Consider the following 24,767-nt stretch of genomic DNA (forward strand, 5'->3'; position numbering starts at 1 on the left):
ACGCGGAACGTGGGAACGATCAACATTCCCCTGTGGGAGCTGGCTTGCCAGCGATGAGGCCGGCACATTCACCATCTTTGTCGACTGATGCGCCGCCATCGCGGGCAAGCCCGCTCCCACAGGGGCCATGAATCACCTGAACAATCCAATAATTCCAAGAAGGTATCGATATGCGTCTATTGAAATCCATGGTCCCGACCGCGCTGATGGTCCTGTTCAGCGCCGTGGCCCAGGCTCAGCCCCAGGTCAGCGTCTATAACTGGACCGACTACATCGGCGAAACCACCCTCGCCGACTTCCAGGCCAAAACCGGGATCAAGGTGATCTATGACGTCTTCGACTCCAACGAAACCCTGGAAGGCAAATTGCTCGCCGGGCGCACCGGCTATGACGTGGTGGTGCCGTCCAACCACTTCCTCGCTCGCCAGGTAAAGGCCGGAGCGTTCCTCAAACTGGACCGCGAACAACTGCCGAACTACCAGAACCTCGATCCGAAACTGCTGGCACTACTGGAGAAAAACGATCCGGGCAATGAGCATTCGGTGCCGTACCTGTGGGGCACCAACGGCATCGGCTACAACGTCGACAAGGTCAAGGCTGTGCTGGGCATCGACAGGATCGACTCCTGGGCCATGCTGTTCGAACCGGAGAACATCAAGAAACTCAGCGCGTGCGGCGTGTCGATGATGGATTCGGCCGATGAAGTGTTCCCCGCCGTGCTGAACTACATGGGCATGGATCCGCGCAGCGAGAACCCCGAGGACTTCAAAAAAGCCGAAGCCAAGCTGCTGAGCATCCGTCCGTACATCACCTATTTTCATTCGTCCAAATATGTCTCTGACCTGGCCAACGGTGACATCTGCGTAGCCTTCGGCTACTCGGGCGATGTGTTCCAGGCCGCCAACCGCGCCAAGGAAGCCAACAACGGCGTCAACATCGCGTATGCCATCCCCAAGGAAGGCGCCAACCTGTGGTTCGACCTGCTGGCGATTCCCGCCGATGCCAGCAACCCCAAAGAAGCCCACGCCTTCATCAACTACCTGCTCGACCCACAGGTGATCGCCAAAGTCAGTGCCTCGGTCGGTTACGCCAACCCGAACCCGGCCGCCAAGCAGTACATGGACCCGGACCTGGTCAACAATCCCGAGGTTTACCCGCCTCAGGCGGTGCTCGACAAACTCTACATCTCCACCACCCCGCCGCAGTCGATCATGCGCCTGATGACCCGCTCCTGGAGCAAAGTGAAGTCCAACAAATGAACCAGTACACCCGGGAACATACTCACTCGTATTACGCCGCTTCGGCCCACGGCATGGCAAATCGTCCTGAGCTGACTGCCGACCTGGAAGCCGACGTTTGCGTGATCGGCGCTGGTTTCACCGGTATCAACACCGCCATCGAACTGGCCCAACGCGGCCTTTCGGTGATTGTGCTGGAGGCGCGCCGGATTGGCTGGGGTGCCAGCGGACGCAATGGCGGGCAATTGATCCGCGGCATCGGCCACGATGTCAGTGGCTTCGCCAAACATATCGGCGCCGAAGGCGTGCGTTATCTGGAGCACGCAGGGACGGAGTCTGTGCAAGTGGTGGGTAATCGCATCCGTGAGCACGGCATCGACTGCGACCTACGCTGGGGTTTCTGCGAATTGGCCAACACCCCGGCGCAGTTTGCCGGATTGAAGGCTGAATACGCACACCTCAAGGCATCGGCGTACGCCCACGAAACCCGCCTGATCGAGCCCGGTCAGATTCGTCAGCACGTGGTTGATTCGGGCGTATATGCCGGCGGACTGATCGACATGGGCTCAGGTCACCTGCACCCGTTGAATCTGGTGCTGGGTGAAGCGAGGCTCGCGCAATCCCTTGGCGTGCAAATCTTCGAGCAGAGCCCGGTGCTGGAGCTGATCCATGGCAGCACCGTGCAGGTTCGCTGTGCCGGGGGCACGGTGCGTGCCGGCAGTCTGGTGCTTGCCTGCAATGCGCATCTTGAAGAACTGGAGCCGAAACTCAGCGGCAAAGTGCTTGCGGCCGGCAGCTACATCATCGCCACCGAACCGTTGCCCGAAGACGCGGCCCGGCAACTGATCCCGCACAATCTGGCGCTGTGCGACCAAAAGGTTGGCCTGGATTACTACCGGCTCTCGGCAGACCGACGCCTGCTGTTCGGCGGTGCCTGCCACTATTCCGGGCGCGATCCGGCAGATATCGCCGCCTATATGCGTCCACAGATGCTCAAGGTGTTCCCGCAACTGGCGCACGTGCGCATCGATTACCAGTGGGGCGGCATGATCGGCATCACTGCCAATCGTTTCCCGCAGGTCGGCCGTTTGAACCAGCACCCGAATGTGTTCTATGCCCAGGGTTATTCCGGTCATGGCCTGAACGTCACCCACTGGTGCGCGAAACTGCTGGGCGAAGCGATCCATGCGGGCCACAGCAAAGGTTTCGACGTGTTCAGCGCCGTGCCACACATGACCTTCCCCGGCGGCCGCGCCCTGCGCTCCCCGTTGCTGGCGCTCGGCATGCTCTGGTATCGGATGCGCGAAATGCTGGGCTGATCCACCCGGCCTGGCGAGCTTCCCGGTGGGAGCGAATCCGTTCGCTCCCATAAACGTTCTACGCCCTTCCCCGTCTATCCATGCCGTTGTGCAGCCTTTCAATTTGCTCAATTGCAAGTCGCTTCTATATTAAGGATGTGCTCATTCTTTCCCGCTCTCTGTCGAGCCTGGCCCATGGCATCTACTGATCAACTGATCATTTGCGAGCACTGTGATTGCGTGTACGAAAAAACGACGCTCGCCAAACATCAGAAAACCCTGTGTACGCGCTGCGGCGGCGTGCTTCAGCGCTATAACGGCCTTACGGTAGAGCAGCGTCTTGCGTTGACCTTCACCGCATTGATGTTATGGATTTTCGCTAACTTCTATCCCGTCATGAGCATCAGCCTCAAAGGGCTGAAGAACAGCGCGACGCTCTGGGATTCGGTCCTGGCCCTGAGTCTGGGCCCCATCACATTCATCGCCCTGGTGGCAGCGATCGCGATGATCATCGCGCCCATCATCCAGCTGCTCCTGCTGATCTGGGTCTTGAGTTTTGCACTGGGCAACAGACGCTCACCGGCGTTCAAGTTCTGCATGCGCTGGCTGGAAACCCTCAGGCCCTGGAGCATGCTGGAAGTGTGTCTGCTCGGAGCCATGGTCGCGGTGATCAAACTCGCCGGGCTGCTGGACGTGCTACCCGGCATCGGTTTGTTTGCCTTGGCCATCCTCAGCCTGATGATGATCCGTATTGCCGGCCGTGATATCCGCGAACTATGGGACATCCAATGACCACCCCTCCGGTTGCCGACGACCTCAATCTTTGCCTGTGCCACACCTGCGGCCTGGCGTGCGACGTGTCCGACAACCCCCACGAATGCGAACGTTGCGGCGCCCCGCTGCATCGCCGCAAAACCAACTCGTTGACCCGGACCTGGGCTTTCATGATTGCGGCCCTGGTGTTTTACATCCCGGCCAATCTGCTGCCGGTGATGAATACAAAAATGGTCGGCAACGGCGCCGACAGCACGATCATGAGCGGCGTCCTGGAGTTCTGGGAAGCTGGCGCCTGGGACATTGCGCTGATCATTTTCATCGCCAGTATCGCCGTGCCGGGCGTCAAGTTCGGCGCAATCACATTGCTGTTGATCACCGTGCAGCGTGACAGCGACTGGGCGCGCAAGGAGCGGTCGAAGCTGTTTCGTTTCGTCGAAGTCATCGGTTACTGGTCGATGCTCGATGTGATCGTGGTGGCCCTGGTGGCGTCGCTGGTGAAATTTCAAGCCCTGGCCGATATAGAACCGCGCCCGGGCATTCTTTTCTTTGGTCTGGTGGTGGTATTTACGATGCTGTCGGCGATGAGTTTCGACCCGCGTTTGATTTGGGATAACGCAAGGAAAGTTCCTCACAATCAGGAGGTCACGGATGCAGTCGCAAATCACTGACGAATCACGTGCCCCAGGGCAGGCCCCGATAAAAACCCGGCGTTTCAGCATTTCGCTGGTGTGGATCGTGCCGATCGTCGCAGTACTGGTGGGTATTTCGCTGGTGGTGCACAGTATCCTTCAGGAGGGACCGACCATCGTTGTCACCTTCAAGACCGGTAGCGGCCTGACCGCCAACAAGACCGAGGTCAAATACCGCAACGTGGTGATCGGTCACGTCTCGGATGTAGAACTGAGCAACGATCAGAAAAGCGTCAACGCCACCATCAAACTGGCCAAGCAGGCCGAGAGCTTCACCCGCGAGGACTCACAGTTCTGGGTAGTCAGACCGCGTATCGGAGCGGGCGGGGTGTCAGGGATCGATACGTTGCTGTCCGGCGATTACATCGGTGCCGATATCGGCCAGGCCAAGAAACGTGCAAAAAACTTCACTGGCCTGGAGAACCCGCCGCCGATCACCTATGGCGAACCGGGCAAGCGTTTCACCCTGCATACCCAGGACCTGGGCTCACTGGATATCGGTTCCCCGGTCTACTACCGCAAGATTCCGGTCGGCCAGGTGGTGGCCTACGCGCTGGATCCGGACGGAAAAGGCGTGAACATCGAACTGTTCATCCACTCGCCCAACGATCAATACGTCACCGAGAACACCCGATTCTGGAACGCCAGCGGGATTGACGTGAACGTCGGAGCCAACGGTTTTGCGGTGAAGACCGAATCCTTGTCCTCGATTCTGGTCGGCGGCATTGCCTTCCGCGCACCTGAATACAGCCCCAATGACAAGCCCGCCCCCGAGCAGTATGCCTACGAGCTGTTCGACGACCAGCAAACCGCCCTCGCCCCACCCAGCGGCAAGCCGCAATACCTGGCCTTGCGCTTCGATCAGGCACTGCGTGGGCTCAAGGTCGATGCGCCGGTGGAATTTCTCGGTATTGAATTCGGCAGAGTGGTCTCCGTCAATCTGGATTTCGATGCCAAGAAACGCACCTTCCCACTCAATGTCGGCATCGTGATCTACCCACAGCGTCTGGGCCAGGCACACATAAAAATGCTCACTGCGCTCAAGCACGACCCCAACGACGAAGCCGCCGGTGTGCGCCTGATGGGTACGTTCATCGAGAACGGCCTGCGTGCGCAGGCGCGCACCGGCAACCTGTTGACCGGTCAATTGTACATCGCCCTGGACTTCTACCCCAAAGCGGAAAAAGTGGCATTCGATCCCACGGCCCGCCCGGTCACCATCCCGACCGTTCCGGGTAGCCTGGAGCAATTGCAGGAAAAACTCGAAGCCATGGTCGACAAGATCAACAAACTGCCGGTGGAGAGCATTGCCGGCAACCTGGACGGCAATCTGGTGGAATTGCGCAAAACCCTGGGGCAGTTCAACAGCAAGACATTGCCAGGGGTTCAAACCACCTTGTCGGCCGTCAGCAAGACGCTGCAGTCCGCCGAAACGACGCTGAAATCGGCCAACTCGACCCTGGCCGATGATTCGCCGCAACGCGAGCAACTGGGCCAGACCCTGGAAGAACTCGGACGTACGTCGCGGTCCTTGCGCGACCTCACTGATTATCTGGGTCGCCATCCGGAATCGCTGATTCGTGGCCGCCCGAACAACGCCGCCCCCATTGATCTGCAAGGACCACCGAGCAAATGACTACAGGAGTAACACCCATGGCTTTTCCAATGAAAATGACCCTGGTCGTCGCGTTGTCTTTGCTCACCGCCTGCCGCAGCGATCCGATCCAGTTTCACACCCTGACGCCGGCGCAACTGTCCGGCAATACCAGGACCACGACGGACATCCAGATCGAAGGTCTTACCGTGCCGCCGCAAGTGGATCGTCCACAGATCGTGGTGCGCGAAGGCAATACAGGCATGGCCATTCTTGAAACCCAATGGTGGGGCGCCAGCCTGGTGGATGAACTGCGCAGCGCCCTGCTCGACCAGATGGTCAACAACAACCCGCAACGCAGAATATCGGTGAGGCTGGAGGTGCAACGCTTCGATTCGATTCCGGGTCAGTACGGGTTGATCGATGTGAAGTGGCGCCTGCGGGGCGCCAATGGCGATGAAAACACCCTGTTGAGTTGTCGCAGCACTTTGCAGACGCCTTCCGGTTCGTCCATCGATGAGTTGGTAGCCGCTCAGCAAAACAACGTCAAACGCTTGGCCGCGGTGATCAGCCAGGCTGCCTCCGGGTCACAAAAAGGTTGTCCATCAAACCCATGAGTTGACGAATTTTTCTCATTTCAGGCATTACATTTGCCGCGCCGCAAACATGCAAATGATTCCTATTGATCTACAATAATCGACGTCTATCTTGTCGAATCTGTTTGCTCGAAAATATTAAAAGGAGCTGCTAAAGCATGATTTTCCGCGTCCCGTCTTTTCTGAAAAAAGCCTTGCTCGCCAGCGCTCTTGTCAGCGCAGGTCATGTATACGCAGCCGATTCCGTCGGCATCGTAGTTTACAACGCGCAGCACGAAAGCCTGACGAAGGCTTGGGTTGAAGGGTTTACTCAGGAAACCGGGATTCCGGTGACCCTGCGCAACGGCGATGACACCGAGATGGGTAATCAGATCGTCCAGGAAGGCGCCGATTCACCGGCCGATGTGTTTCTGACCGAGAACTCGCCGGCCATGGTGCTGGTCGATAACGCCGGTTTGTTCGCCCCCGTCGACAAAGCCACGCTTGAACAAGTCGACGCCGCTTACCGTCCAGCCCATGGCAAATGGATCGGAATCGCCGCGCGTTCAACCGTGTTCGTCTATAACCCGAGCAAACTGCCGAACGCCGACCTGCCCAAATCGATCATGGATCTGGCCGCCCCGGCCTGGAAAGGTCGCTGGGGCGCTTCACCGGGCGGCGCCGACTTCCAGGCGATTGTCGCCGCGATGCTGGAACAAAAAGGCGAAGCCGCAACCCTCGAATGGCTCAAGGCGATGAAAACCAATTTCACCGCGTATCGGGGCAACAGTTCGGTGCTCAAAGCGGTGAATGCCGGGCAGATCGACAGCGGCGTGATCTATCACTATTACAGCTTCGTCGACCAGGCCAAGACCGGCGAAAACAGCAAGAACACCGCCCTGCACTACTTCAAACACAAGGATCCGGGTGCTTTTGTCAGCATTTCCGGCGGCGGCGTCCTGGCGTCGAGCAAGCACAAGGAACAAGCCCAGGCGTTCCTCAAATGGATCACCGGCCAGGACGGCCAGGCCATCCTCAAGGACGGCAAATCGTTTGAATACGCCGTGGGCAAGAACGCTCAATCCAACCCGAAATTGATGCCTTTGCAGCAGCTCGATGCGCCAACTGTCGATGCTTCGAAACTTGACAGCAAAAAAGCCGTGGAACTGATGACTCAGGCGGGACTGCTCTAATTGATACCTGAAACCCTGCCGGCGGGAGTGACTGACGCCGTTCCCGCCAATCTGCGCCGACGATCTCGCGGCACGTTCGCGAGCCGTGGCGGCCCGTGGGTGATCGGTTTGTCGGTGCTGGTTTCGTTATTGGCGTTGCTGCCGATTGCCTATGTCATCGGCGTGTCCTTGCAGACAGGCTGGTCTACGGTGGTCACCCTGGTTTTCCGGCCGCGGGTGGGCGAATTGCTGGTTAACACCGTGTTGCTGGTGTTGCTGACCATTCCCCTGTGCGTGGCGCTCGGGGTCACGCTGGCCTGGCTGACAGAACGCACCAATCTGCCGGGGCGCCGCTGGTGGTCATTACTGGCCACGGCGCCGTTGGCGGTGCCGGCTTTCGTCCACAGTTATGCCTGGGTCAGCCTGGTGCCGCCGATTCACGGATTGTTTGCCGGGGTGCTGGTCTCGGTCATCGCCTATTTCCCGTTCCTGTACCTGCCGGTTGCCGCCACCCTGCGCCGCCTCGATCCGGCCATCGAAGACGTGGCCGAGTCAATGGGGCTCAAGCCTTGGGCGGTGTTTTTCCGCGTGGTGCTGCCGCAGTTACGCCTGGCCATTTGCGGTGGCGCATTGTTGGTCGGGCTGCATCTGTTGGCCGAGTACGGGCTGTACGCGATGATCCGCTTCGACACGTTCACCACGGCGATCTTCGATCAGTTCAAATCCACCTTCAACGGGCCTGCTGCCCACATGCTGGCCAGCGTGCTTGCGTTGTGTTGCCTGGCGATGCTCACCGCTGAGTCGGCAGCGCGTGGCACCGCGCGCTATGCTCGTGTCGGCTCGGGCAGTGCCCGTGAGCAGCGGATCGTTTGCCTGCGCAAGCCGTCGACTGCACTCGGATTGGCTTTGCAGGGGGTTACCTGCCTGCTGGCATTGGGCGTACCGCTGCTGACGTTGGGCAACTGGCTGATTGCCGGAGGCTCGCAAGTGTGGGACATGGCCGAACTGCTGCCGGCACTGGAGCAGACCCTGTTGTTCGGCGTCGGCGGCGCCGCCCTGACCACGTGCGCTGCGATCCCGATTGCCTGGCTGTCGATTCGCTATCCCGGACGAATGCAACGCGTCCTCGAAAGCTGCAACTACATCACCAGCTCATTGCCGGGCATTGTCGTTGCACTGGCATTGGTGACCGTCACCATCCATTTCGCACGGCCGATCTATCAGACCACCATCACCGTGCTGCTGGCTTATCTGTTGATGTTCCTGCCCCGCGCATTGGTGAGCCTGCGTGCCGGTATCGCCCAGGCGCCGGTGGAACTGGAAAACATCGCCCGCAGCCTCGGCCGCTCCCCTGCCCGCGCGCTGTGGCTGATTACCTTGCGGCTGGCGGCACCGGGTGCCGCCGCCGGGGCAGCACTGGTTTTTCTGGCGATCACCAACGAATTGACCGCTACCCTGCTGCTCGCCCCCAACGGCACACGCACATTGGCCACCGGGTTCTGGGCCATGACCAGCGAAATCGACTACGCCGCCGCGGCGCCGTACGCGTTGCTGATGATTGTGCTGTCGCTACCGTTGACCGGACTTCTTTATCACCAATCGAAAAAAACGGCTGGCCGATGAACACGCTTGAACTGCATTCCCTGAACAAAACCTACGGCGCCTATCGTGCGCTGGACGACGTCAGCCTGTCCGTGCCCAGCGGCAGTCGCACGGTGATTGTCGGCCCCTCGGGCTCCGGCAAGACCACCTTGCTGCGCATGATCGCCGGTTTCGAATTTCCTGACAGCGGACGCCTGTCGCTGAACGGTCAGACCCTGGTCGACAGCACCCACGAGGTACCGGCGCATCAACGCCTGATTGGCTATGTTCCCCAGGACGGCGCACTGTTCCCGCACATGACGGTGGCGGCCAATATCGGCTTTGGCTTGTCGACCAAGGGCAATGAAAAACAGCAGCGCGTGGCGCAGTTGATGGACAGCGTGGCCCTGGACTCGCGCATGGCCGAACGCTGGCCCCACGAGTTGTCCGGTGGTCAGCAGCAACGGGTAGCCCTGGCACGGGCACTGGCGCAACAGCCTCGGCTGATGTTGCTGGATGAACCCTTTTCCGCGCTGGATACCGGATTGCGTTCGGCCATGCGCAAGATGGTCGCGCGCTTGCTCGACGATGCCGGCGTGACCACGATCCTGGTCACCCACGACCAGAGCGAAGCCCTGTCCTTTGCCGATCAATTGGCGGTGATGCGTAACGGTCGCCTGGTACAGTCGGGGCATCCACTGGATCTTTACCGCTATCCCGAAGACGAGCAGACCGCGCTTTTTCTCGGTGATGCCGTGGTCATGCCGGCACGCATCGAAGCCGGTTGGGCACACTGCGATCTGGGGCGAATTCCGGTCAACAATCACCGCAACAACAGCACGGCGCAAATCATGCTGCGGCCCGAGCAATTGCAAGTGGCCAGCCTGCTGCCCAGCGACACGGAAATTTCCGGATGCCGTGCGGTGGTCACCGACCGGGATTTCAGCGGCAACACCTGCACGCTGACAGTGCAGTTGCAGCCATTGATCACCAGCGAACAACCCGGCCGATCATTGCTGGTGCGCAGCTCGGGCATGTACGCCCCACCGGCCGGCAGCGCCGTTCACATCTCGACCATCGGCCATGCTCACGTACTGAGCTGAAGGCTCACAGATCGAAGCGATCCACCGCCCGCCGCCGCTCGTTGTCATCGCGCACATCGTAGTTGGCGGTGGTCTGGATGTTGCTGTGATGAGCGAGTTTCTGGGCGATCGACAGATCGTGCTCTTCAATCACCCGAGTAATGAACGAGCGGCGGAAATCATGGGGCATGATTTTCACCCCGACTTGCGTTCCGCGCTGCCTGGCGATGTAGTAAATCGCATGTTTGGTGATGCGTTCGCGGGTGATATGGCTGCCGCGACGGATTCGATTGAACAGGAACGGGTCATCCTGTTCGCCTTCCTTGAGCATCGAGCGACGCAGCTCCAGCCAGGCGTCCAGTTTAGCGAAAGCCCACGCCGGGGCGTACTTGATCAATTGCTTGTTGCCCTTGGCCGTCACCCGCAGGCTGCGCTCGGCGAAGTCGACCTGGTTCAGGTCGAGGTTGACCGATTCCGACTTGCGCATGCCCGAGCCGTATAAAATCCCGATGATCGCCGCGTCCCGCAGGCCCTGCGGCCGGGGATCGGCGGCGCAGACTTCCATCAGTTCCTGAATCAGCGTGCGCCGCAGATTGCGGCCCTGGGACAGGCGCGTGCCGGCAATGCCCTTGACCGAACGCATCTTCAGCAGATGTTCCTGACTGATCAGGCTCATGCGCCAAGCCTCGTTCATCACCCCGCGCACGGCATTGACGTACAGCGAAGAGGTGTTCGGTGCGTACCCATCGGTGCGCAGCGTCGCGACCAGGGCAATGACGTCTTCGGGTTGCAGGTTGTGCCAGGGAATCTCTTCGATGTTCACTTCATCGAAGCCCAGGCGATCGGCGGCGTCCTGCAACACATAGCGCATGGTCAGTTGGCTGGAGGGCGCCAATCGCGCCAGATAGAGAGTCAGCGGGTTGGTCTTGGGCGTACTTGAATCAGCAACAGGTAAGTCAGTCAAACGAAACGGCCTTGATAAAAGAAATCGCTACAAACGGTGTGCAGACAAAGAGGGCCGTTACGCTGCCGGTCATGGCCGATAAAGTCAAATACCGCCGATAAAGGCCACTGTCCTGGCGGTGGCTGCAATACCTGTGTTTCGTGCGTGGCGGGCGCATTGCTTTACATCAGAATTAATGAACTGAAGCTTCATTAATATGAATTTGTCAGCATCAGTAATGATCGGCACACTGTCGGCGTTCCTCCCCCAATAGTTGGAACAACTTCAAGGGCTTTCTGGCTATCCCAGATAAGCCTTTTTTTTTCCTCGAATTTTGTTATTGGAAACCACCACATCATGTTCGCTCGCTGGTTGCCTGCCGCCATCAACACCCGCCCAACGGAATGGAGTCGTGCTGCCATCGGCATGGCCTTGGGAACGCTGCTCAGCGTTTGGCTGTGTGGTCAGGTGTTTGGCATCGAAGTGGCGCAACATCTGATCGGGCCGCTGGGCGCATCGGCGGTGTTGCTGTTCGCCGTTTCTTCCGGTGCATTGGCCCAGCCGTGGTCGATCATCGGCGGTTATCTGAGCGCGGGTGTGATATCGCTGCTGGTCGCTCATGTGCTGGGGCGGACATTGGGCAGCGCCTGTCTGGCGGCCGGCATGGCGTTAATCCTGATGTGCTGGCTGCGTTGCCTGCATCCACCCGCCGGCGCATTGGCGCTGACCCTGGTTCTGGCCGATCCGGCAACCATTGCCATGGACTGGAAAGCGCTGGGTCCGGTGATGCTCGGCGCGTCGATCATGTTGCTCAGCGCCCTGGCTTACAACAACCTCACCCGTATCCGTTACCCCAAGCGTGCCGCCGAGCCCGTGGCAGTGATTCCTGCCGATCACACGCCCGTGGAGACCCAAGCCATTACCGCCCAGGACCTGAAACTGGCCCTGGCCGAGATGGAAGCGTTCTTCGACGTCACCCCCGAAGACCTCGAACAGCTGATCCATGCCAGTGAACTGCATGCCAAGCGGCGCAGTATTGGTGAGGTGTTGAGCCGTAGCGCCTGATGAAATCCCTGCAGGAGCGAGGCTCGCGAAAGCGGTCTGCCATTGAGCATCGATGTTGACTGGCAGGGCCTCATCGCGAGCAGGCTCGCTCCTGCAGGGTATTGCGTTCTCGCCATGCATTTGTGCAGATAAAACCTGCACATATCCCGGTTGTACATCACAAATTTGCACTGTTACGATCTTGCATCGCTCGCGCGCGAGCTTCTCTAATAAAGAACAATAAAAGCAGGGAGTTAGTGATGACTGCTCAGGTTACATCGAATGGACCGCAGTCCATGGAAGCCATGCAAAATGAAGTGCTGGCCGAAGTACGCAACCACATCGGCCATCTGACCCTCAACCGCCCCGCAGGCCTCAATGCCATCACCCTGGACATGGTGCGCAACCTGCACCGCCAGCTCGATGCCTGGGCCGGTGATCCACAGGTGCATGCGGTGGTTCTTCGCGGTGCCGGCGAAAAAGCTTTCTGTGCCGGTGGCGATATTCGTTCGCTGTACGACAGCTTCAAGAACGGCGACACCCTGCACGAAGAATTCTTCGTCGAGGAGTACGCCCTCGACCTGGCGATTCACCATTACCGCAAACCCGTGCTGGCCTTGATGGACGGTTTCGTCCTCGGTGGCGGCATGGGCCTGGTGCAAGGCGCCGATCTGCGAGTGGTCACCGAGAAAAGCCGCCTGGCGATGCCGGAAGTCGGTATCGGTTATTTCCCGGACGTCGGCGGCAGTTACTTCCTGCCGCGCATTCCCGGCGAACTGGGGATTTACCTGGGGGTCAGCGGCGTGCAGATCCGGGCTGCCGATGCGCTGTATTGCGGTTTGGCCGACTGGTATCTGGACAGCAGCAAACTGACCACGCTGGATGAAAAACTCGATCAGCTGGAGTGGCGCGACACCCCACTCAAAGACCTCCAGGGCCTGCTGGCGAAACTCGCCGTGCAACAATTGCCAGATGCGCCATTGGCAACTTTACGCCCGGCCATCGACCATTTCTTCGCCCTGCCCGACGTGCCGAGTATGGTTGAGCAAATGCGCGAAGTAACGGTCGCTGATAGCCACGAGTGGGCCACCGCCACCGCCGACCTGTTGCAAACCCGTTCGCCGCTGGCCATGGGCGTGACCCTGGAAATGCTGCGGCGCGGTCGCCGCCTGAGCCTCGAACAATGCTTCGCCCTTGAGCTGCACCTGGACCGCCAGTGGTTCGAGCGCGGCGACCTGATCGAAGGCGTGCGTGCCTTGCTGATCGACAAAGACAAGAATCCGCGCTGGAACCCGCCCACCTTGCAGGCGCTGGACGCCGAACACGTGGCGAGTTTTTTCAATGGTTTTGATGAGAGCGGGAGCTGAGCCATGCACGATCTCGAATTGACAGAAGAGCAGGTCATGATCCGCGACATGGCCCGGGATTTTGCCCGTGGTGAAATCGCGCCTCACGCACAAGCCTGGGAAAAGGCCGGCTGGATCGATGACGGTCTGGTCGCGAAAATGGGTGAATTGGGCCTGCTCGGCATGGTGGTCCCCGAGGAATGGGGTGGCACCTATGTCGACTACGTGGCTTATGCGTTGGCGGTAGAAGAAATCTCTGCCGGCGACGGCGCTACCGGCGCCTTCATGAGCATCCACAACTCGGTGGGCTGCGGGCCGGTGCTCAACTACGGCACTGAACAACAGAAGCAAACCTGGCTGGCGGATCTGGCCAGCGGCCAGACTATCGGCTGCTTTTGCCTCACCGAACCCCAGGCTGGCTCCGAAGCGCACAACCTGCGCACCCGTGCCGAACTGCGCGATGGCCATTGGGTAATCAACGGCGCCAAGCAATTCGTCAGCAACGGCAAACGGGCCAAACTGGCGATCGTGTTTGCGGTGACCGATCCGGATCTGGGCAAGCGCGGCATTTCGGCATTCCTGGTGCCGACCGACACCGCCGGTTTTATCGTCGACCGCACCGAGCACAAAATGGGCATTCGCGCGTCCGACACCTGCGCCGTCACGCTCAATAACTGCACCATCCCCGAAGCCAACCTGCTGGGTGAGCGCGGCAAAGGCCTGGCCATCGCCCTGTCCAACCTTGAAGGCGGCCGCATCGGCATTGCCGCCCAAGCGCTGGGCATCGCACGCGCCGCCTTTGAAGCGGCACTGGCTTACGCCCGCGACCGGGTGCAGTTCGACAAGCCGATCATCGAGCACCAGAGCATCGCCAACTTGCTGGCGGACATGCACATGCAACTCAATGCCGCACGGTTGATGATCCTGCATGCCGCTCGCCTGCGCACCGCGGGCAAGCCTTGTCTGTCCGAGGCTTCGCAAGCCAAGCTGTTTGCTTCGGAAATGGCCGAGAAAGTCTGTTCGTCAGCGATTCAGATTCACGGCGGCTATGGCTATCTGGAGGATTACCCGGTCGAGAAGTATTACCGGGATGCGCGAATCACGCAGATCTATGAAGGGTCGAGCGAGATTCAGCGGATGGTCATCGCCCGCGAACTGAAGAACTACCTGGTGTGAAGTCCTGATCATCGTTCCCACGCTCTGCGTGGGAATGCATCCGGTGACGCTCTGCGTCGCGCTTGCGAAGGAACGCGGAGCGTCCCGGTCGGCATTCCCACGCAGAGCGTGGGAACGATCGGTGCTACATCATGTGGGAGCTGGCTTGCCAGCGATGACGTCAGCAAGAACGCCGCATTACTTGCCGACGAACTCAGCCTCACGCTTGGCAATGAACGCCGCCATCCCTTCCTTCTGATCCTGCGTCGCAAACGCCGCATGGAACACCCGACGCTCAAAACGCACGCCTTCGGACAGGCTCACTTCGAAGGCGCGGTTGACGCTTTCCTTGACCATCATCGCAATCGGCAACGACTTCTTGGCGATCAATGCCGCGACTTTCAGCGCTTCGTCCAGCAGCTCATCGCTCGGCACGATGCGCGCCACGATGCCGCAACGCTCCGCTTCCACCGCATCGATCAAACGCCCGCTCAGGCACATTTCCATGGCCTTGGCCTTGCCCACGGCGCGGGTCAGGCGCTGGGTGCCGCCCATACCCGGCAGAACGCCGAGGTTGATTTCCGGCTGACCGAATTTGGCGTTGTCGCCGGCCAGAATGAAATCGCACATCAACGCCAGTTCACAGCCACCGCCCAAGGCGAAGCCATTCACCGCAGCGATGATCGGCTTGCGCCGGTTGGCCACGCGGTCGCTGTCGCTGAACAGGTCGTCGAGGTAGATCTGCGGATAGGTCAGCTCAGCCATTTCCTTGATGTCGGCACCGGCAGCAAAAGCCTTTTTCGAGCCGGTCAGCACGATGCAACCGATGTTCGAATCGGCTTCCAGGCCATCGAGGGCATGGTTCAGCTCGCTGACGATCTGCGCGTTCAAGGCGTTCAGCGCTTGCGGGCGGTTGAGGGTGATCAGGCCGACGCGGCCATGGGTTTCCAGCAAAATGGTTTCGTAGCTCACGGAGTGGTTCCTTCTTCAAAGATTGCGCGAAATGACCATGCGCTGAATATCGCTGGTGCCTTCGTAGATCTGACACACCCGCACGTCGCGATAGATCCGCTCCAGCGGGAAGTCGTTCAAATAACCGTAACCGCCCAGGGTTTGCAACGCCGAGGAGCAGACTTTTTCGGCCATTTCCGAGGCGAACAACTTGGCCATCGACGCTTCGACCAGCGCCGGTTTGCCGCTGTCACGCAGGGCAGCGGCGTAATGCACCATTTGCCGCGCTACAGCGATCTGGGTTGCCATGTCCGCCAGGCGGAACGCGACAGCCTGGTGTTCGATGATCGGTTTGCCGAAACTCTCGCGCTCACGGGCGTAATCGCGGGCCGCTTCGAACGCGGCGCGGGCCATGCCCACTGATTGCGAGGCGATACCGACGCGTCCGCCTTCGAGGTTGGCCAAGGCGATCCTGTAGCCCTCGCCCTCTTCACCCAGGCGGTTGGCTAGCGGGACTTTTACGTCTTCGAAGAGAATCTGGCAGGTGTCCGACGCATGCTGGCCGAGCTTGTCCTCGACCCGCGCGACTTTGTAGCCCGGCGAATCGGTGGGCACGATGAATGCGCTGATGCCGCGCTTGCCGGCTGCAGGATCAGTCACCGCAAACACAATCACCACGCCTGCGTTCTGCCCGGAGGTGATGAACTGTTTACAGCCGTTAAGCACGTAGTGATCGCCGTTCAATTTGGCGCGGGTTATCAAGCCGCTGGCGTCTGAGCCGGCCTGGGGTTCGGTCAGTGCAAACGCGCCAAGCATTGCGCCGCTGGCCAAAGGCTTGAGGAAGCGTTCTTTCTGTTCATCGTTGCCGTAATGCAGGATCGGCACGCAACCGACCGAGTTGTGCACGCTCATGATGGTCGAGCAGGCACCGTCGCCGGCGGCGATTTCTTCCAGGGCCATGGCGTAGGCCAGGTAACCGGTGTCGCAACCGCCCCACTGCTCCGGCACCAGCATGCCGAAGAAGCCCAGTTCGGCCATCTCGCCGATGGCTTCCTTGGGGAAACGGTGCTCACGGTCCCACTCGGCGGCGAACGGTTTAAGCCGTTCCTCGGCAAATTGCCGGGCCATGTCGCGAATTTGTTGTTGGTCGTCATTGGGAATCATGATGAATCCTTGATTTGAGCCTGAATGCACCCTGCTCTTGTAGGAGCATGGCTTGCCCGCGATGGCGTCCTTGAGATCGCTATCGCGGGCAAGCCCTGCTCCTACAGGGGCGGCGTTAGTACAGGCATTCCACAGCCATTGCCGTAGCTTCGCCGCCGCCGATGCAGATGGCCGCAACGCCACGCTTCAGGCCTTTCTGGCGCAGGGCCGAAAGCAACGTCACCAGAATGCGCGCGCCGGACGCACCGATCGGGTGGCCCAAAGCACAAGCGCCGCCGTGCACGTTGAGTTTCTCGTGGGGGATTTCCAGATGGGTCATTGCGGCCATGCCGACGACGGCGAAGGCTTCGTTGACTTCCACCAAGTCCACTTCATTGAGCGACCAGCCGGTCTTCTTGATCAGTTTCTTGATGGCGCCAATCGGTGCCACCGGGAACAGGCCCGGCGTGTCGGCAAACGCCGCGTGACCGTGGATCACCGCCAACGGTTTCAAACCACGCTTGTCAGCTTCGGAACGGCGCATCAGCACCAGCGCCGCCGCACCGTCGGAGATCGAACTGGAGTTCGCCGCCGTGACCGTACCACCGTCCCGGAACGCCGGTTTCAGCGAGGCGATCTTGTCCAGCTTGGCCTTCGGTGGTTGCTCGTCATTGCTGATCGTCACCTGTTCTTTGCCCACCATGACGGTCAGCGGAACGATTTCGTCCTTGAAGCTGCCGTCCTTGATCGCCTGTTGCGCACGAGTGGTCGAGGCAATGGCGAAGGCGTCCTGGGCTTCACGGCTGAAGCCGTTGGTTTCGGCGCAGTCTTCGGCAAAAGTGCCCATCAGGCGGCCCTTGTCGTAGGCGTCTTCCAGGCCGTCGAGGAACATCGAGTCCTGCACCTTGCCATGGCCCATGCGATAGCCGCTGCGGGCACGGTCGAGCAGGTACGGCGCATTGGACATGCTTTCCATGCCCCCGGCGATGACCACTTCGGCGCTGCCGGCGACCAGCATGTCGTGAGCGAGGATGGCCGCTTCCATACCCGAGCCGCACATTTTGTTGAGGGTGGTGCAGCGAGTGGATTTATCCAGCCCGGCGCCCAGCGCCGCCTGGCGTGCCGGGGCCTGGCCGAGACCGGCTGGCAGTACGCAGCCAAATAAAACTTCATCGACGGCATCGCTGGCGACACCGGCGCGCTCCACAGCGGCTTTGATCGCGGCCGCGCCGAGTTGCGGCGCGGTCAGGCTTTTCAGTTCGCCCTGAAAGCCACCCATCGGGGTGCGGACAGCGCTGACGATGACGATTGGATCGTTGGAAAGGCTCATGACAAATCCTCCTTATTTCGCGGCCATGCGCAAGGCACCGTCGAGACGGATCACCTCGCCATTGAGCATGCTGTTTTCAATGATATGCCGGACCAGTGATGCGTACTCGGCAGGTTTGCCCAGGCGCGGCGGGAACGGCACGCCAGCCGCCAGGGAATCGCGCACTTCCTGGGTCATGCCGGCCATCATCGGCGTCTCGAAAATGCCCGGAGCGATGGTCATCACCCGGATGCCGAAGCGCGCCAGCTCCCGTGCGGCCGGCAAGGTCAGGCTGACAATCGCCCCCTTGGATGCCGAGTACGCCGCCTGACCGATCTGGCCGTCGAATGCCGCAGCAGACGCAGTGTTGATGATCACGCCACGCTCGCCATCGGCGTCCGCTTCGGTTTCGGCAATCGCCGCCGAGGCCAGGCGCAGCATGTTGAAGCTGCCGATCAGGTTGACGTTGATCACCTGGCTGAAACTGGACAGCGCGTGCGGACCGTTTTTGCCGAGGATCTTCTCGCCACGCACGATGCCGGCGCAGTTGACCAGACCGTTGAGGCCGCCGAAGGTTTTGACCGTGGCCTGCACCGCCGCTTCAGCCGCTGCTTCGTTGCTGATGTCCGCGACCACACTTTGCGCGCCCAGGCGCTGGGCCTGCGCCGCGACAGCTTCGGCGTTCATGTCCACCAGCATCACCTTGGCGCCGGCGGCGACCAGCATTTCAGCGGTGGCGGCACCGAGGCCGGACGCGCCGCCAGTGACGAGAAAAACCTTGTTTTGGATCTGCATCATTGTTTCCTTGGATTCAAGCTGAAACGTTCTTCGCCGCGGCCTCTTGAGCCTTGGCGATTTCCTGGTTGCGCAAGATAAAGCGCTGCAATTTGCCGCTTGGGGTTTTCGGCAACTCGCTGACAAATTCGATTTCACGGGGGTACGAGTGCGCCGCCAGGCGCTTGCGTACATGTTGGCGCAGCTCTTCGGCCAACTCCGGCGCGGCACGATATTGCGCGCTGAGCACGACGAAGGCTTTGACTAGCTCAGTGCGTTCCGGATCGGGCTTGCCGACCACCGCGGCTTCGACCACCGCCGGGTGTTCGATCAGCGCGCTTTCCACGTCGAACGGGCCGACGCGGTAGCCTGAAGTGGTGATCACATCATCGCTACGGCCGACGAAGCTGATGCTGCCATCCGGATTCCACTCGACGGTGTCGCCGCTCAAGTAGTAATGGCCGACGAAGGCCTTGGTCGGCGCGTCTTCATAGCCGGCGAACCAGCACATCGGCGACTGGGTCCGGTCGATCGCCAGAATGCCCGGCTGGCCGACACCCAGTTCGTTGTATTCATCATCGAGCACCACGATGCGGTGACCCGGCGAGGCAAAACCGGCGGCGCCCATGTGGATCGGATGTTCCAGTGCGTGGTGGTTGCACAGCACCATGCCCAGTTCGGTCTGGCCGTAGTGGTCATGAATGACCACGCCAAGCTGATCGGCGAACCAGCGGATCACTTCCGGGTTCAACGGCTCACCGGCGCTGCTGACGATACGCAGCTTGCCCTTGATCGACTTGGCGAACTCATCACCGCCGGCGATCAACAGACGATAAGCGGTCGGCGAGCCGGTGAGATTGGTGATGCCGTATTTGTTGATGACACGGCAGGTGCTTTCGAGGGTGAACGGGCCATCGTAAAACGTGATCGGATGCCCCATCGACATCGGCCCGGTGACACCGAAATAGATGCCGTAGGCCCAACCCGGGTCGGCAACGTTCCAGAATGCGTCTTCGGGCCGCAGATCCACGGCGTCGCGGGTGTAGCTCTGGAACGCGACGATGGCCTTCAGGGGTACCGACAGCGCTTTCGACGGGCCGGTGGTGCCGGAGGTGAACATCAGCAGGAACGGGTCTTCGCCGCTCAGCATCACCGGTTCGCAATCGTTGCAATAGTTGGCCAGTTCGGCCCAGAAGCTGAAATCGCCCCGTACGATGCCTTGGCCTTTTGCGCCTGCGACGGTGACGATGGTCGGGCATTCGGCGACTTCGGCGAGTTTTGAGCGATTGACCGCGTCGGTGACCACCACTTTGGCGCCGGAGCAGCCGAGGCGGTGTTCAATGGCTTTGGGGCCGAACGCGGTGAACAGCGGCTGGTAGACCGCGCCAATGCGCCAGGTGGCAAACACGGTAATGAGCAATTCGATGTTACGTGGCAACAGGCCGGCGACCTTGTCGCCTTTTTTTACGCCTTGGGCCAACAGGAAATTGGCAAAGCGCGCGGCTTTGTCTTGCAGATCGGTGAAGGTGTACGTGGCGCTGGCGCCGTCGCGTCCCTCCCAAAACAATGCGATCCGCCCGGGCAACGCATGCCGGTCGCAACATTCGACGCAGGCATTGAGGGCGGTCAGATCGCCCGCGAGTGCAGCGTCGACGGTGTGCTGATAATCGAACTGTGAAACAGCAGACAAGTAATCGCGCATTGCCAGAATCCCTTTGTTTTTTATTGGTTGGGGGAACCGTAAACAACAGGGAAATACTCGCTCTGCACGGTGTGCGGGGCAATGGTCAAAGTTATCAAGTTGCTTGACTGGTTTGGCCAAGATCCCACCTGGCGCAATGATCGTTCCCACGCTCCGCGTGGGAATGCACCCCGGGACGCTCTGCGTCCCATCCAAAGCCGAACGCGGAGCGTCCGTTGAGGCATTCCCACGCAGAGCGTGGGAACGATCAGTGTCTAGCTCGCTTCGTTGAGAATCAAACTCCGATAATGACCCGGATTGGACCCCGACCACTTGCGAAACGCCTTGTAGAACGAACTCGCATCGGCAAAACCCAGCCGTGTGGCAATCTCGGCGAAGCTGATGCTCGGCTCGGCCAGCCAGACAATCGCCAGTTCCTTGCGCACGCTGTCCTTGAGCGCTTGATACGTCTGACCTTCTTCGGCCAAGCGGCGCCGCAGGGTCGAAGCGGACATGCACAGGCGTTGTGCCAGCGCTTCGGTTTCTGGCCATTGCTCGGCGGGCAATTGCCGCAGGTCGTGCTTGATACGGCTGGCCAGGCTTTGCGGATCGCGATATTTGACCAGGATGTTGGCCGGCGCATGAGCCAGGAAGCGTTTGAGTTCTTCCGCTGTACGCTTGATCGGCAGATCGAGGCAATCGGCAGAGAAAATCATCCGCGTGCGTGGACGGTCGAACCGCAGGTTTTCGGAGAACATCACCTGATAGTCATCACAGAAGTCCGGCCTGGGGCAGCGCAATTCGATGGCCAGGATCGGAATCCGCCGCCCCGCCAACCAGCACGCCACGCCGTGCACGATCATCCAGTAAGTGAAATAGGTAAAGGCGCGGCGCGGCTCGTGATCGTTTTCCAGCAGTACGATTTCCGCCAGGCTTTGCTGGCGCACCAACTCGGCGGGCATGCATTCGAGCATCAAAGACAAAAAGCCCAGGCCGCTGGTCAGGCCCGCCGCGACATTCGGCTGAATCATGGCGCAGCGGCACAGAAATTCGAAACTGCCGGACTTGAGCTTGCGCGGGTCCATGCCGAAAAACTCATCGTCCCCGCGCCGCGCCAGCAATCGCCAAAGTCGAGCGTACGCCGTGGCGGGAACCCGTGCGGTGCTGCTGTTCAACAACAACGGCTCGATGCCGACCTTGTGCAACACCTCGTCGGTCAAAACGCCCGGGGCGCAACTTTGCAACAGCGCTTCACGCACCAGTTGGATGGAGATGGTGTCTTTTTCGGACATTGAGCGAGACAAGCCCTGATCTTGTTTGAATGGCGGGCATATTAGCGCACTGCATCCCCTGTAGGAGCGAGCCTGCTCGCGATTGCGCCAGTGGCCACGCCACACATTCAAAGAATGCGGTACAGCAACCGCTCAACCCTCACCCGGCTCACACGCTTGAGAAACTTCGCCACCCCCGCCGGGTAGTCCGGCAATGTTTCCAGGTCCCCAAAACGCTCGATGCGCCGGGTGTGCTGGAAAATCTGCGCCAACTCCGCACGGCGCGGCACCAACAACTCGCCCTTTGGGTCATCAATCAGCAAGGCGTTTTCCAGATCGAGGCGAAACGCTCGCGGGTTGAGGTTGTTGCCGGTCAGCAAGGTGTAACGCTGGTCGATCCACATGCCTTTGAGATGGTAGGTGTTGTCGCCATCCTTCCACAGATGCAGGTTCAACTGACCGCTGTCGATGTTGCGCTGATGGCGCTTGGCGAATCGGCGCAGGCTGATCTCGTAGAGATATGGCAGCGCCGAAATCACTTTGAACGGTTCGCTCGGTGGAATATAGAAATCGTTGGCGGTCTTGTCGCCGACCACGATATCGATCTTCACACCCCGCGCCAGCGCCCGGTTGATATCCCGGGTTACGGCCAATGGCAGGTTGAAGTATGGCGTGCAGATGGTCAGTTGATGCTGGGCGCTGCCGATCAGCTCGCCAATCACCCGGCTCAACGGATTGTTCTTGCCCACGCCCAGTAACGGGCTGACAGACAGACCGCTCTTGTCCGTGGAGCCCTGGGTAGTGTCGTACGCAGCGTGCTTGAGACGGCTGCGCAGATCGCCGATGTCATTGCGCAGGCTGCGGGTGGTCGGCAGGTTCGGCAGGTCGAGGCGATGCACCGCTTTGGAAGCCACCAGACCGTGTTGAACCAGGTGGTGCATGGAATCGGCCAGCGCACGGTTGTGCAGCAGGTGATAACGGTCGTAGCGGTACTTGTCGAGCTTGTGCAAGTAGACGTTGTTCAGGCTGGCGCCGCTGTAAATCACGCAGTCATCGATGATGAAGCCCTTCAAATGCAACACGCCGAACAGCTCGCGGGTTTGCACCGGCACGCCATACACCGGCACTTCGCTGGCATGAGTGCGGGTCATCTCCTGATACCAGGCCGAATTGCCCGGTTGCTTGCCGGCACCGATCAAACCGCGCTGCGCGCGCAGCCAGTCGACGACCACCACCACGTCCAGCTGCGGACGCGCCAGTTTGGCCGCGTGCAAGGCATCGAGTATTTCCTGGCCGGCCTCATCCTGTTGCAGGTACAGCGCAACGATATAGATACGCTGGGTGGCGCTGGCGATTTTTTCCAGCAGGCAACGACGGAACTCGGCGGCGCCGCTGAGGAAGGTGACGGCATCGGCGGTCAGCGGAAAACTGCGCAGTTTAGGCAGCAGGGAGCGTTTGAAAAGCGACGGCATAGGGCTCGCAATGGGTCGAATCCAGAGAGTTTGAGAGCTTACACCATGGATCGGCTCGGGTCTTGTGGGTGTCCATAATGACGCTATCTCTGGCAAGCCAGCTCCCACAGGTTGAACGCATTTCCCTGTGGGAGCTGGCTTGCCAGCGATGGCGGTTTTATGGGCAATGGAAAAACATTTGACCAAGAAGAACGATCGTTCTACTCTTTGCCACATGAACGAAATCACTAGCAATGACACACGCGACATCATTCTGGATGTCACCGAAAAGTTGATCTACAAAAGTGGCATCGCTGCCACTGGCATGGATCTTCTGGTGAAAACCGCCGGCGTCTCCAGAAAGAGCATTTACCGCTACTTCGCCAACAAGGAGGAGCTGGTCGTCGCCGCCCTGCAACGCCGTGACGAACGCTGGATGCACTGGTACAGAACTGAAGTCGGCAAAGCCCGGACCCCGGCGGACCGCCTGCTCAATCTGTTCAGCGTGCTCAAGTCCTGGTTTGACTCTGAAGGCTTTCGCGGCTGCGCGTTCATTAACACCAGCGGTGAAACCGGCGACCCGCAAGACCCGGTCCGGCTGGTCGCCAAAGACCACAAACAAAAGCTGCTCGACTACGTGTGCGAGCTGTGTACCGAATATGGTGCCAAGGATCCGCAGAGTCTGGCCAGACAGCTGCTGATCCTGATCGATGGTGCCATTACCTTGGCGCTTGTCATGGGTGATCACAGTGCCGCCGATAATGCGCAATGCATGGCGCGAAAGTTATTGGACCTGTAACAACTTAACCAAGCCCGACAACGTGTTTTAACTTGATTGTATACGGAGACTTGATATGTCTAATGCCGAAGTTCGTCCGCCATTGCCGCCATTCACCCGTGAATCGGCCATCGAAAAAGTCCGCCTCGCCGAAGACGGCTGGAACTCCCGCGATCCTGAGCGCGTGTCGCTGGCTTACACCCTGGACACTCGGTGGCGCAACCGCGCCGAGTTCGCCTACAACCGAGAAGAAGCCAAAGGCTTTCTGACGCGCAAGTGGGCCAAGGAACTGGATTATCGGTTGATCAAGGAGCTGTGGGCGTTCACCGACAATCGCATCGCCGTGCGTTATGCCTATGAATGGCACGACGATTCTGGCAACTGGTTCCGCTCCTACGGCAACGAAAACTGGGAGTTCAACGAGGACGGATTGATGGCCCATCGTTTTGCCTGCATCAACGACATGCCGATCAAGGAAAGCGAGCGCAAATTCCATTGGCCGCTGGGCCGTCGCCCTGATGATCACCCGGGCTTGTCGGATCTGGGCTTGTAAACACCGCTCCAAACCAGCACGGTGGCCTATTGATCGTTCCCACGCTCTGCGTGGGAACACAGGCCGGGACGCTTTGCGTGCCATTGGAACGCTGAGCGTCCCTTGAGGCATTCCCACGCAGAGCGTGGGAACGATCAGAAAACGCCGCTCCAAATGCAGGCGCGAGCTTGCTGACCCTTTAATGATCGTTCCCACGCTCTGCGTGGGAACACAGCCCGGGACGCTTTGCGTGCCATTGGAACGCTGAGCGTCCCTTGAGGCATTCCCACGCAGAGCGTGGGAACGATCAGAAAACGCCGCTCCAAATGCAGGCGCGAGCTTGCTGACCCTTTAATGATCGTTCCCACGCTCTGCGTGGGAAC

Annotated in this window: 22 protein-coding genes; 14 read left to right on the forward strand and 8 right to left on the reverse strand. The window is 59.9% G+C overall.

From position 1 onward, the window contains the following. Positions 1-170 precede the first annotated feature (170 nt). From D8U18_RS04350 to D8U18_RS04390, 9 genes are all read left to right on the forward strand, one after another. The gene (locus D8U18_RS04350; RefSeq protein ID WP_131107096.1) at positions 171-1,259 is read left to right on the forward strand and encodes a polyamine ABC transporter substrate-binding protein; all 1,089 of its coding nucleotides are present in this window, start codon (positions 171-173) and stop codon (positions 1,257-1,259) included. After that, a complete protein-coding gene (locus tag D8U18_RS04355) occupies positions 1,256-2,557 on the forward strand; it encodes an FAD-binding oxidoreductase (RefSeq protein ID WP_131107097.1) in 1,302 nt (433 codons plus the stop codon). Before D8U18_RS04350 ends, D8U18_RS04355 begins: the two co-directional genes overlap by 4 nt. A gap of 174 nt (positions 2,558-2,731) precedes the next feature. Continuing rightward, entirely contained in the window at positions 2,732-3,328 is a 597-nt protein-coding gene (locus tag D8U18_RS04360; protein ID WP_056855294.1) for a paraquat-inducible protein A, read from the forward strand. Beyond that, positions 3,325-3,981, forward strand: a complete 657-nt coding sequence (locus D8U18_RS04365) for a paraquat-inducible protein A (protein WP_130904814.1) — start codon at positions 3,325-3,327, stop codon at positions 3,979-3,981. The genes D8U18_RS04360 and D8U18_RS04365 overlap by 4 nt, the downstream gene beginning before the upstream one ends. Further along, positions 3,962-5,638 (forward strand): MlaD family protein, encoded by a 1,677-nt coding sequence (locus tag D8U18_RS04370; protein ID WP_131107098.1) that lies wholly within the window; start codon positions 3,962-3,964, stop codon positions 5,636-5,638. The genes D8U18_RS04365 and D8U18_RS04370 overlap by 20 nt, the downstream gene beginning before the upstream one ends. A gap of 17 nt (positions 5,639-5,655) precedes the next feature. Next, positions 5,656-6,213, forward strand: coding sequence for a PqiC family protein (locus tag D8U18_RS04375; protein ID WP_056855291.1), 558 nt, complete (start codon positions 5,656-5,658; stop codon positions 6,211-6,213). Positions 6,214-6,350: 137 nt separating this feature from the next. After that, positions 6,351-7,364, forward strand: a complete 1,014-nt coding sequence (locus tag D8U18_RS04380) for an iron ABC transporter substrate-binding protein (RefSeq protein WP_131107099.1) — start codon at positions 6,351-6,353, stop codon at positions 7,362-7,364. 51 nt (positions 7,365-7,415) lie between these two features. Next, positions 7,416-8,966, forward strand: a complete 1,551-nt coding sequence (locus D8U18_RS04385) for an iron ABC transporter permease (protein WP_177434986.1) — start codon at positions 7,416-7,418, stop codon at positions 8,964-8,966. Beyond that, positions 8,963-10,027 (forward strand): ABC transporter ATP-binding protein, encoded by a 1,065-nt coding sequence (locus D8U18_RS04390; protein WP_130904812.1) that lies wholly within the window; start codon positions 8,963-8,965, stop codon positions 10,025-10,027. The genes D8U18_RS04385 and D8U18_RS04390 overlap by 4 nt, the downstream gene beginning before the upstream one ends. 4 nt (positions 10,028-10,031) lie before the next feature. Here D8U18_RS04390 and D8U18_RS04395 read toward each other — a convergent pair whose 3' ends face one another. Next, complete coding sequence (locus D8U18_RS04395; protein WP_056855288.1) at positions 10,032-10,970, reverse strand: tyrosine-type recombinase/integrase; 939 nt, start codon at positions 10,968-10,970, stop codon at positions 10,032-10,034. Positions 10,971-11,306: 336 nt separating this feature from the next. On the opposite strand from D8U18_RS04395, the gene D8U18_RS04400 reads away from it, so the two are divergent. The 3 genes from D8U18_RS04400 to D8U18_RS04415 all read left to right on the forward strand — a co-directional run bounded on the left by D8U18_RS04400 (position 11,307) and on the right by D8U18_RS04415 (position 14,515). Continuing rightward, complete coding sequence (locus D8U18_RS04400; protein ID WP_056855287.1) at positions 11,307-12,014, forward strand: HPP family protein; 708 nt, start codon at positions 11,307-11,309, stop codon at positions 12,012-12,014. Positions 12,015-12,253: 239 nt separating this feature from the next. Then, complete coding sequence (locus D8U18_RS04410) at positions 12,254-13,360, forward strand: enoyl-CoA hydratase/isomerase family protein (protein ID WP_056855286.1); 1,107 nt, start codon at positions 12,254-12,256, stop codon at positions 13,358-13,360. Between the two features lie 3 nt (positions 13,361-13,363). Next, positions 13,364-14,515, forward strand: coding sequence for an acyl-CoA dehydrogenase family protein (locus D8U18_RS04415; RefSeq protein WP_056855285.1), 1,152 nt, complete (start codon positions 13,364-13,366; stop codon positions 14,513-14,515). Between the two features lie 177 nt (positions 14,516-14,692). Here the strand turns inward: D8U18_RS04415 and D8U18_RS04420 are convergent, their stop codons facing one another. The 7 genes from D8U18_RS04420 to pssA form a co-directional block, all read right to left on the reverse strand. Beyond that, on the reverse strand, positions 14,693-15,466 hold the full coding sequence (locus D8U18_RS04420; protein ID WP_130907512.1) for an enoyl-CoA hydratase: 774 nt from the start codon (positions 15,464-15,466) through the stop codon (positions 14,693-14,695). A gap of 15 nt (positions 15,467-15,481) precedes the next feature. Beyond that, positions 15,482-16,609, reverse strand: a complete 1,128-nt coding sequence (locus tag D8U18_RS04425) for an acyl-CoA dehydrogenase (protein ID WP_131107100.1) — start codon at positions 16,607-16,609, stop codon at positions 15,482-15,484. 115 nt (positions 16,610-16,724) lie between these two features. Further along, positions 16,725-17,918: an acetyl-CoA C-acyltransferase gene (locus D8U18_RS04430; protein ID WP_130904809.1), complete on the reverse strand. Its 1,194-nt coding sequence runs from the start codon at positions 17,916-17,918 to the stop codon at positions 16,725-16,727. Positions 17,919-17,930: 12 nt separating this feature from the next. Further along, positions 17,931-18,692 (reverse strand): SDR family NAD(P)-dependent oxidoreductase, encoded by a 762-nt coding sequence (locus tag D8U18_RS04435; protein ID WP_130907510.1) that lies wholly within the window; start codon positions 18,690-18,692, stop codon positions 17,931-17,933. 16 nt (positions 18,693-18,708) lie between these two features. After that, positions 18,709-20,373 carry an AMP-binding protein gene (locus tag D8U18_RS04440; protein WP_131107101.1) on the reverse strand — a complete coding sequence of 555 codons (1,665 nt, stop codon included), beginning with the start codon at positions 20,371-20,373 and terminating at the stop codon, positions 18,709-18,711. 254 nt (positions 20,374-20,627) lie between these two features. Beyond that, positions 20,628-21,644, reverse strand: coding sequence for an AraC family transcriptional regulator (locus D8U18_RS04445; RefSeq protein WP_131107102.1), 1,017 nt, complete (start codon positions 21,642-21,644; stop codon positions 20,628-20,630). Positions 21,645-21,751: 107 nt separating this feature from the next. Further along, positions 21,752-23,095, reverse strand: coding sequence for a CDP-diacylglycerol--serine O-phosphatidyltransferase (gene pssA / locus D8U18_RS04450; protein ID WP_130907507.1), 1,344 nt, complete (start codon positions 23,093-23,095; stop codon positions 21,752-21,754). A gap of 214 nt (positions 23,096-23,309) precedes the next feature. Between pssA and D8U18_RS04455 the strand changes: the two genes are divergently transcribed. After that, complete coding sequence (locus D8U18_RS04455) at positions 23,310-23,873, forward strand: TetR/AcrR family transcriptional regulator (RefSeq protein WP_056855277.1); 564 nt, start codon at positions 23,310-23,312, stop codon at positions 23,871-23,873. Positions 23,874-23,928: 55 nt separating this feature from the next. Next, positions 23,929-24,405: a nuclear transport factor 2 family protein gene (locus D8U18_RS04460; RefSeq protein ID WP_056855276.1), complete on the forward strand. Its 477-nt coding sequence runs from the start codon at positions 23,929-23,931 to the stop codon at positions 24,403-24,405. Positions 24,406-24,767 lie beyond the last annotated feature (362 nt).

It is taken from the genome of Pseudomonas sp. Sample_10, assembly GCF_004321495.1.
In the GTDB taxonomy this organism is placed as follows: Bacteria; Pseudomonadota; Gammaproteobacteria; order Pseudomonadales; family Pseudomonadaceae; genus Aquipseudomonas.

What these genes read in the sequence shown, in the direction of transcription:
- D8U18_RS04350 (WP_131107096.1), top strand. Translation starts at nt 171, where the DNA reads ATGCGTCTATTGAAATCCATGGTCCCGACCGCGCTGATGGTCCTGTTC.
- D8U18_RS04355 (WP_131107097.1), top strand. Translation starts at nt 1,256, where the DNA reads ATGAACCAGTACACCCGGGAACATACTCACTCGTATTACGCCGCTTCG.
- D8U18_RS04360 (WP_056855294.1), top strand. Translation starts at nt 2,732, where the DNA reads ATGGCATCTACTGATCAACTGATCATTTGCGAGCACTGTGATTGCGTG.
- D8U18_RS04365 (WP_130904814.1), top strand. Translation starts at nt 3,325, where the DNA reads ATGACCACCCCTCCGGTTGCCGACGACCTCAATCTTTGCCTGTGCCAC.
- D8U18_RS04370 (WP_131107098.1), top strand. Translation starts at nt 3,962, where the DNA reads ATGCAGTCGCAAATCACTGACGAATCACGTGCCCCAGGGCAGGCCCCG.
- D8U18_RS04375 (WP_056855291.1), top strand. Translation starts at nt 5,656, where the DNA reads ATGGCTTTTCCAATGAAAATGACCCTGGTCGTCGCGTTGTCTTTGCTC.
- D8U18_RS04380 (WP_131107099.1), top strand. Translation starts at nt 6,351, where the DNA reads ATGATTTTCCGCGTCCCGTCTTTTCTGAAAAAAGCCTTGCTCGCCAGC.
- D8U18_RS04390 (WP_130904812.1), top strand. Translation starts at nt 8,963, where the DNA reads ATGAACACGCTTGAACTGCATTCCCTGAACAAAACCTACGGCGCCTAT.
- D8U18_RS04400 (WP_056855287.1), top strand. Translation starts at nt 11,307, where the DNA reads ATGTTCGCTCGCTGGTTGCCTGCCGCCATCAACACCCGCCCAACGGAA.
- D8U18_RS04410 (WP_056855286.1), top strand. Translation starts at nt 12,254, where the DNA reads ATGACTGCTCAGGTTACATCGAATGGACCGCAGTCCATGGAAGCCATG.
- D8U18_RS04415 (WP_056855285.1), top strand. Translation starts at nt 13,364, where the DNA reads ATGCACGATCTCGAATTGACAGAAGAGCAGGTCATGATCCGCGACATG.
- D8U18_RS04425 (WP_131107100.1), bottom strand. Translation starts at nt 16,609, where the DNA reads ATGATTCCCAATGACGACCAACAACAAATTCGCGACATGGCCCGGCAA.
- D8U18_RS04430 (WP_130904809.1), bottom strand. Translation starts at nt 17,918, where the DNA reads ATGAGCCTTTCCAACGATCCAATCGTCATCGTCAGCGCTGTCCGCACC.
- D8U18_RS04435 (WP_130907510.1), bottom strand. Translation starts at nt 18,692, where the DNA reads ATGCAGATCCAAAACAAGGTTTTTCTCGTCACTGGCGGCGCGTCCGGC.
- D8U18_RS04440 (WP_131107101.1), bottom strand. Translation starts at nt 20,373, where the DNA reads ATGCGCGATTACTTGTCTGCTGTTTCACAGTTCGATTATCAGCACACC.
- D8U18_RS04445 (WP_131107102.1), bottom strand. Translation starts at nt 21,644, where the DNA reads ATGTCCGAAAAAGACACCATCTCCATCCAACTGGTGCGTGAAGCGCTG.
- pssA (WP_130907507.1), bottom strand. Translation starts at nt 23,095, where the DNA reads ATGCCGTCGCTTTTCAAACGCTCCCTGCTGCCTAAACTGCGCAGTTTT.
- D8U18_RS04455 (WP_056855277.1), top strand. Translation starts at nt 23,310, where the DNA reads ATGAACGAAATCACTAGCAATGACACACGCGACATCATTCTGGATGTC.
- D8U18_RS04460 (WP_056855276.1), top strand. Translation starts at nt 23,929, where the DNA reads ATGTCTAATGCCGAAGTTCGTCCGCCATTGCCGCCATTCACCCGTGAA.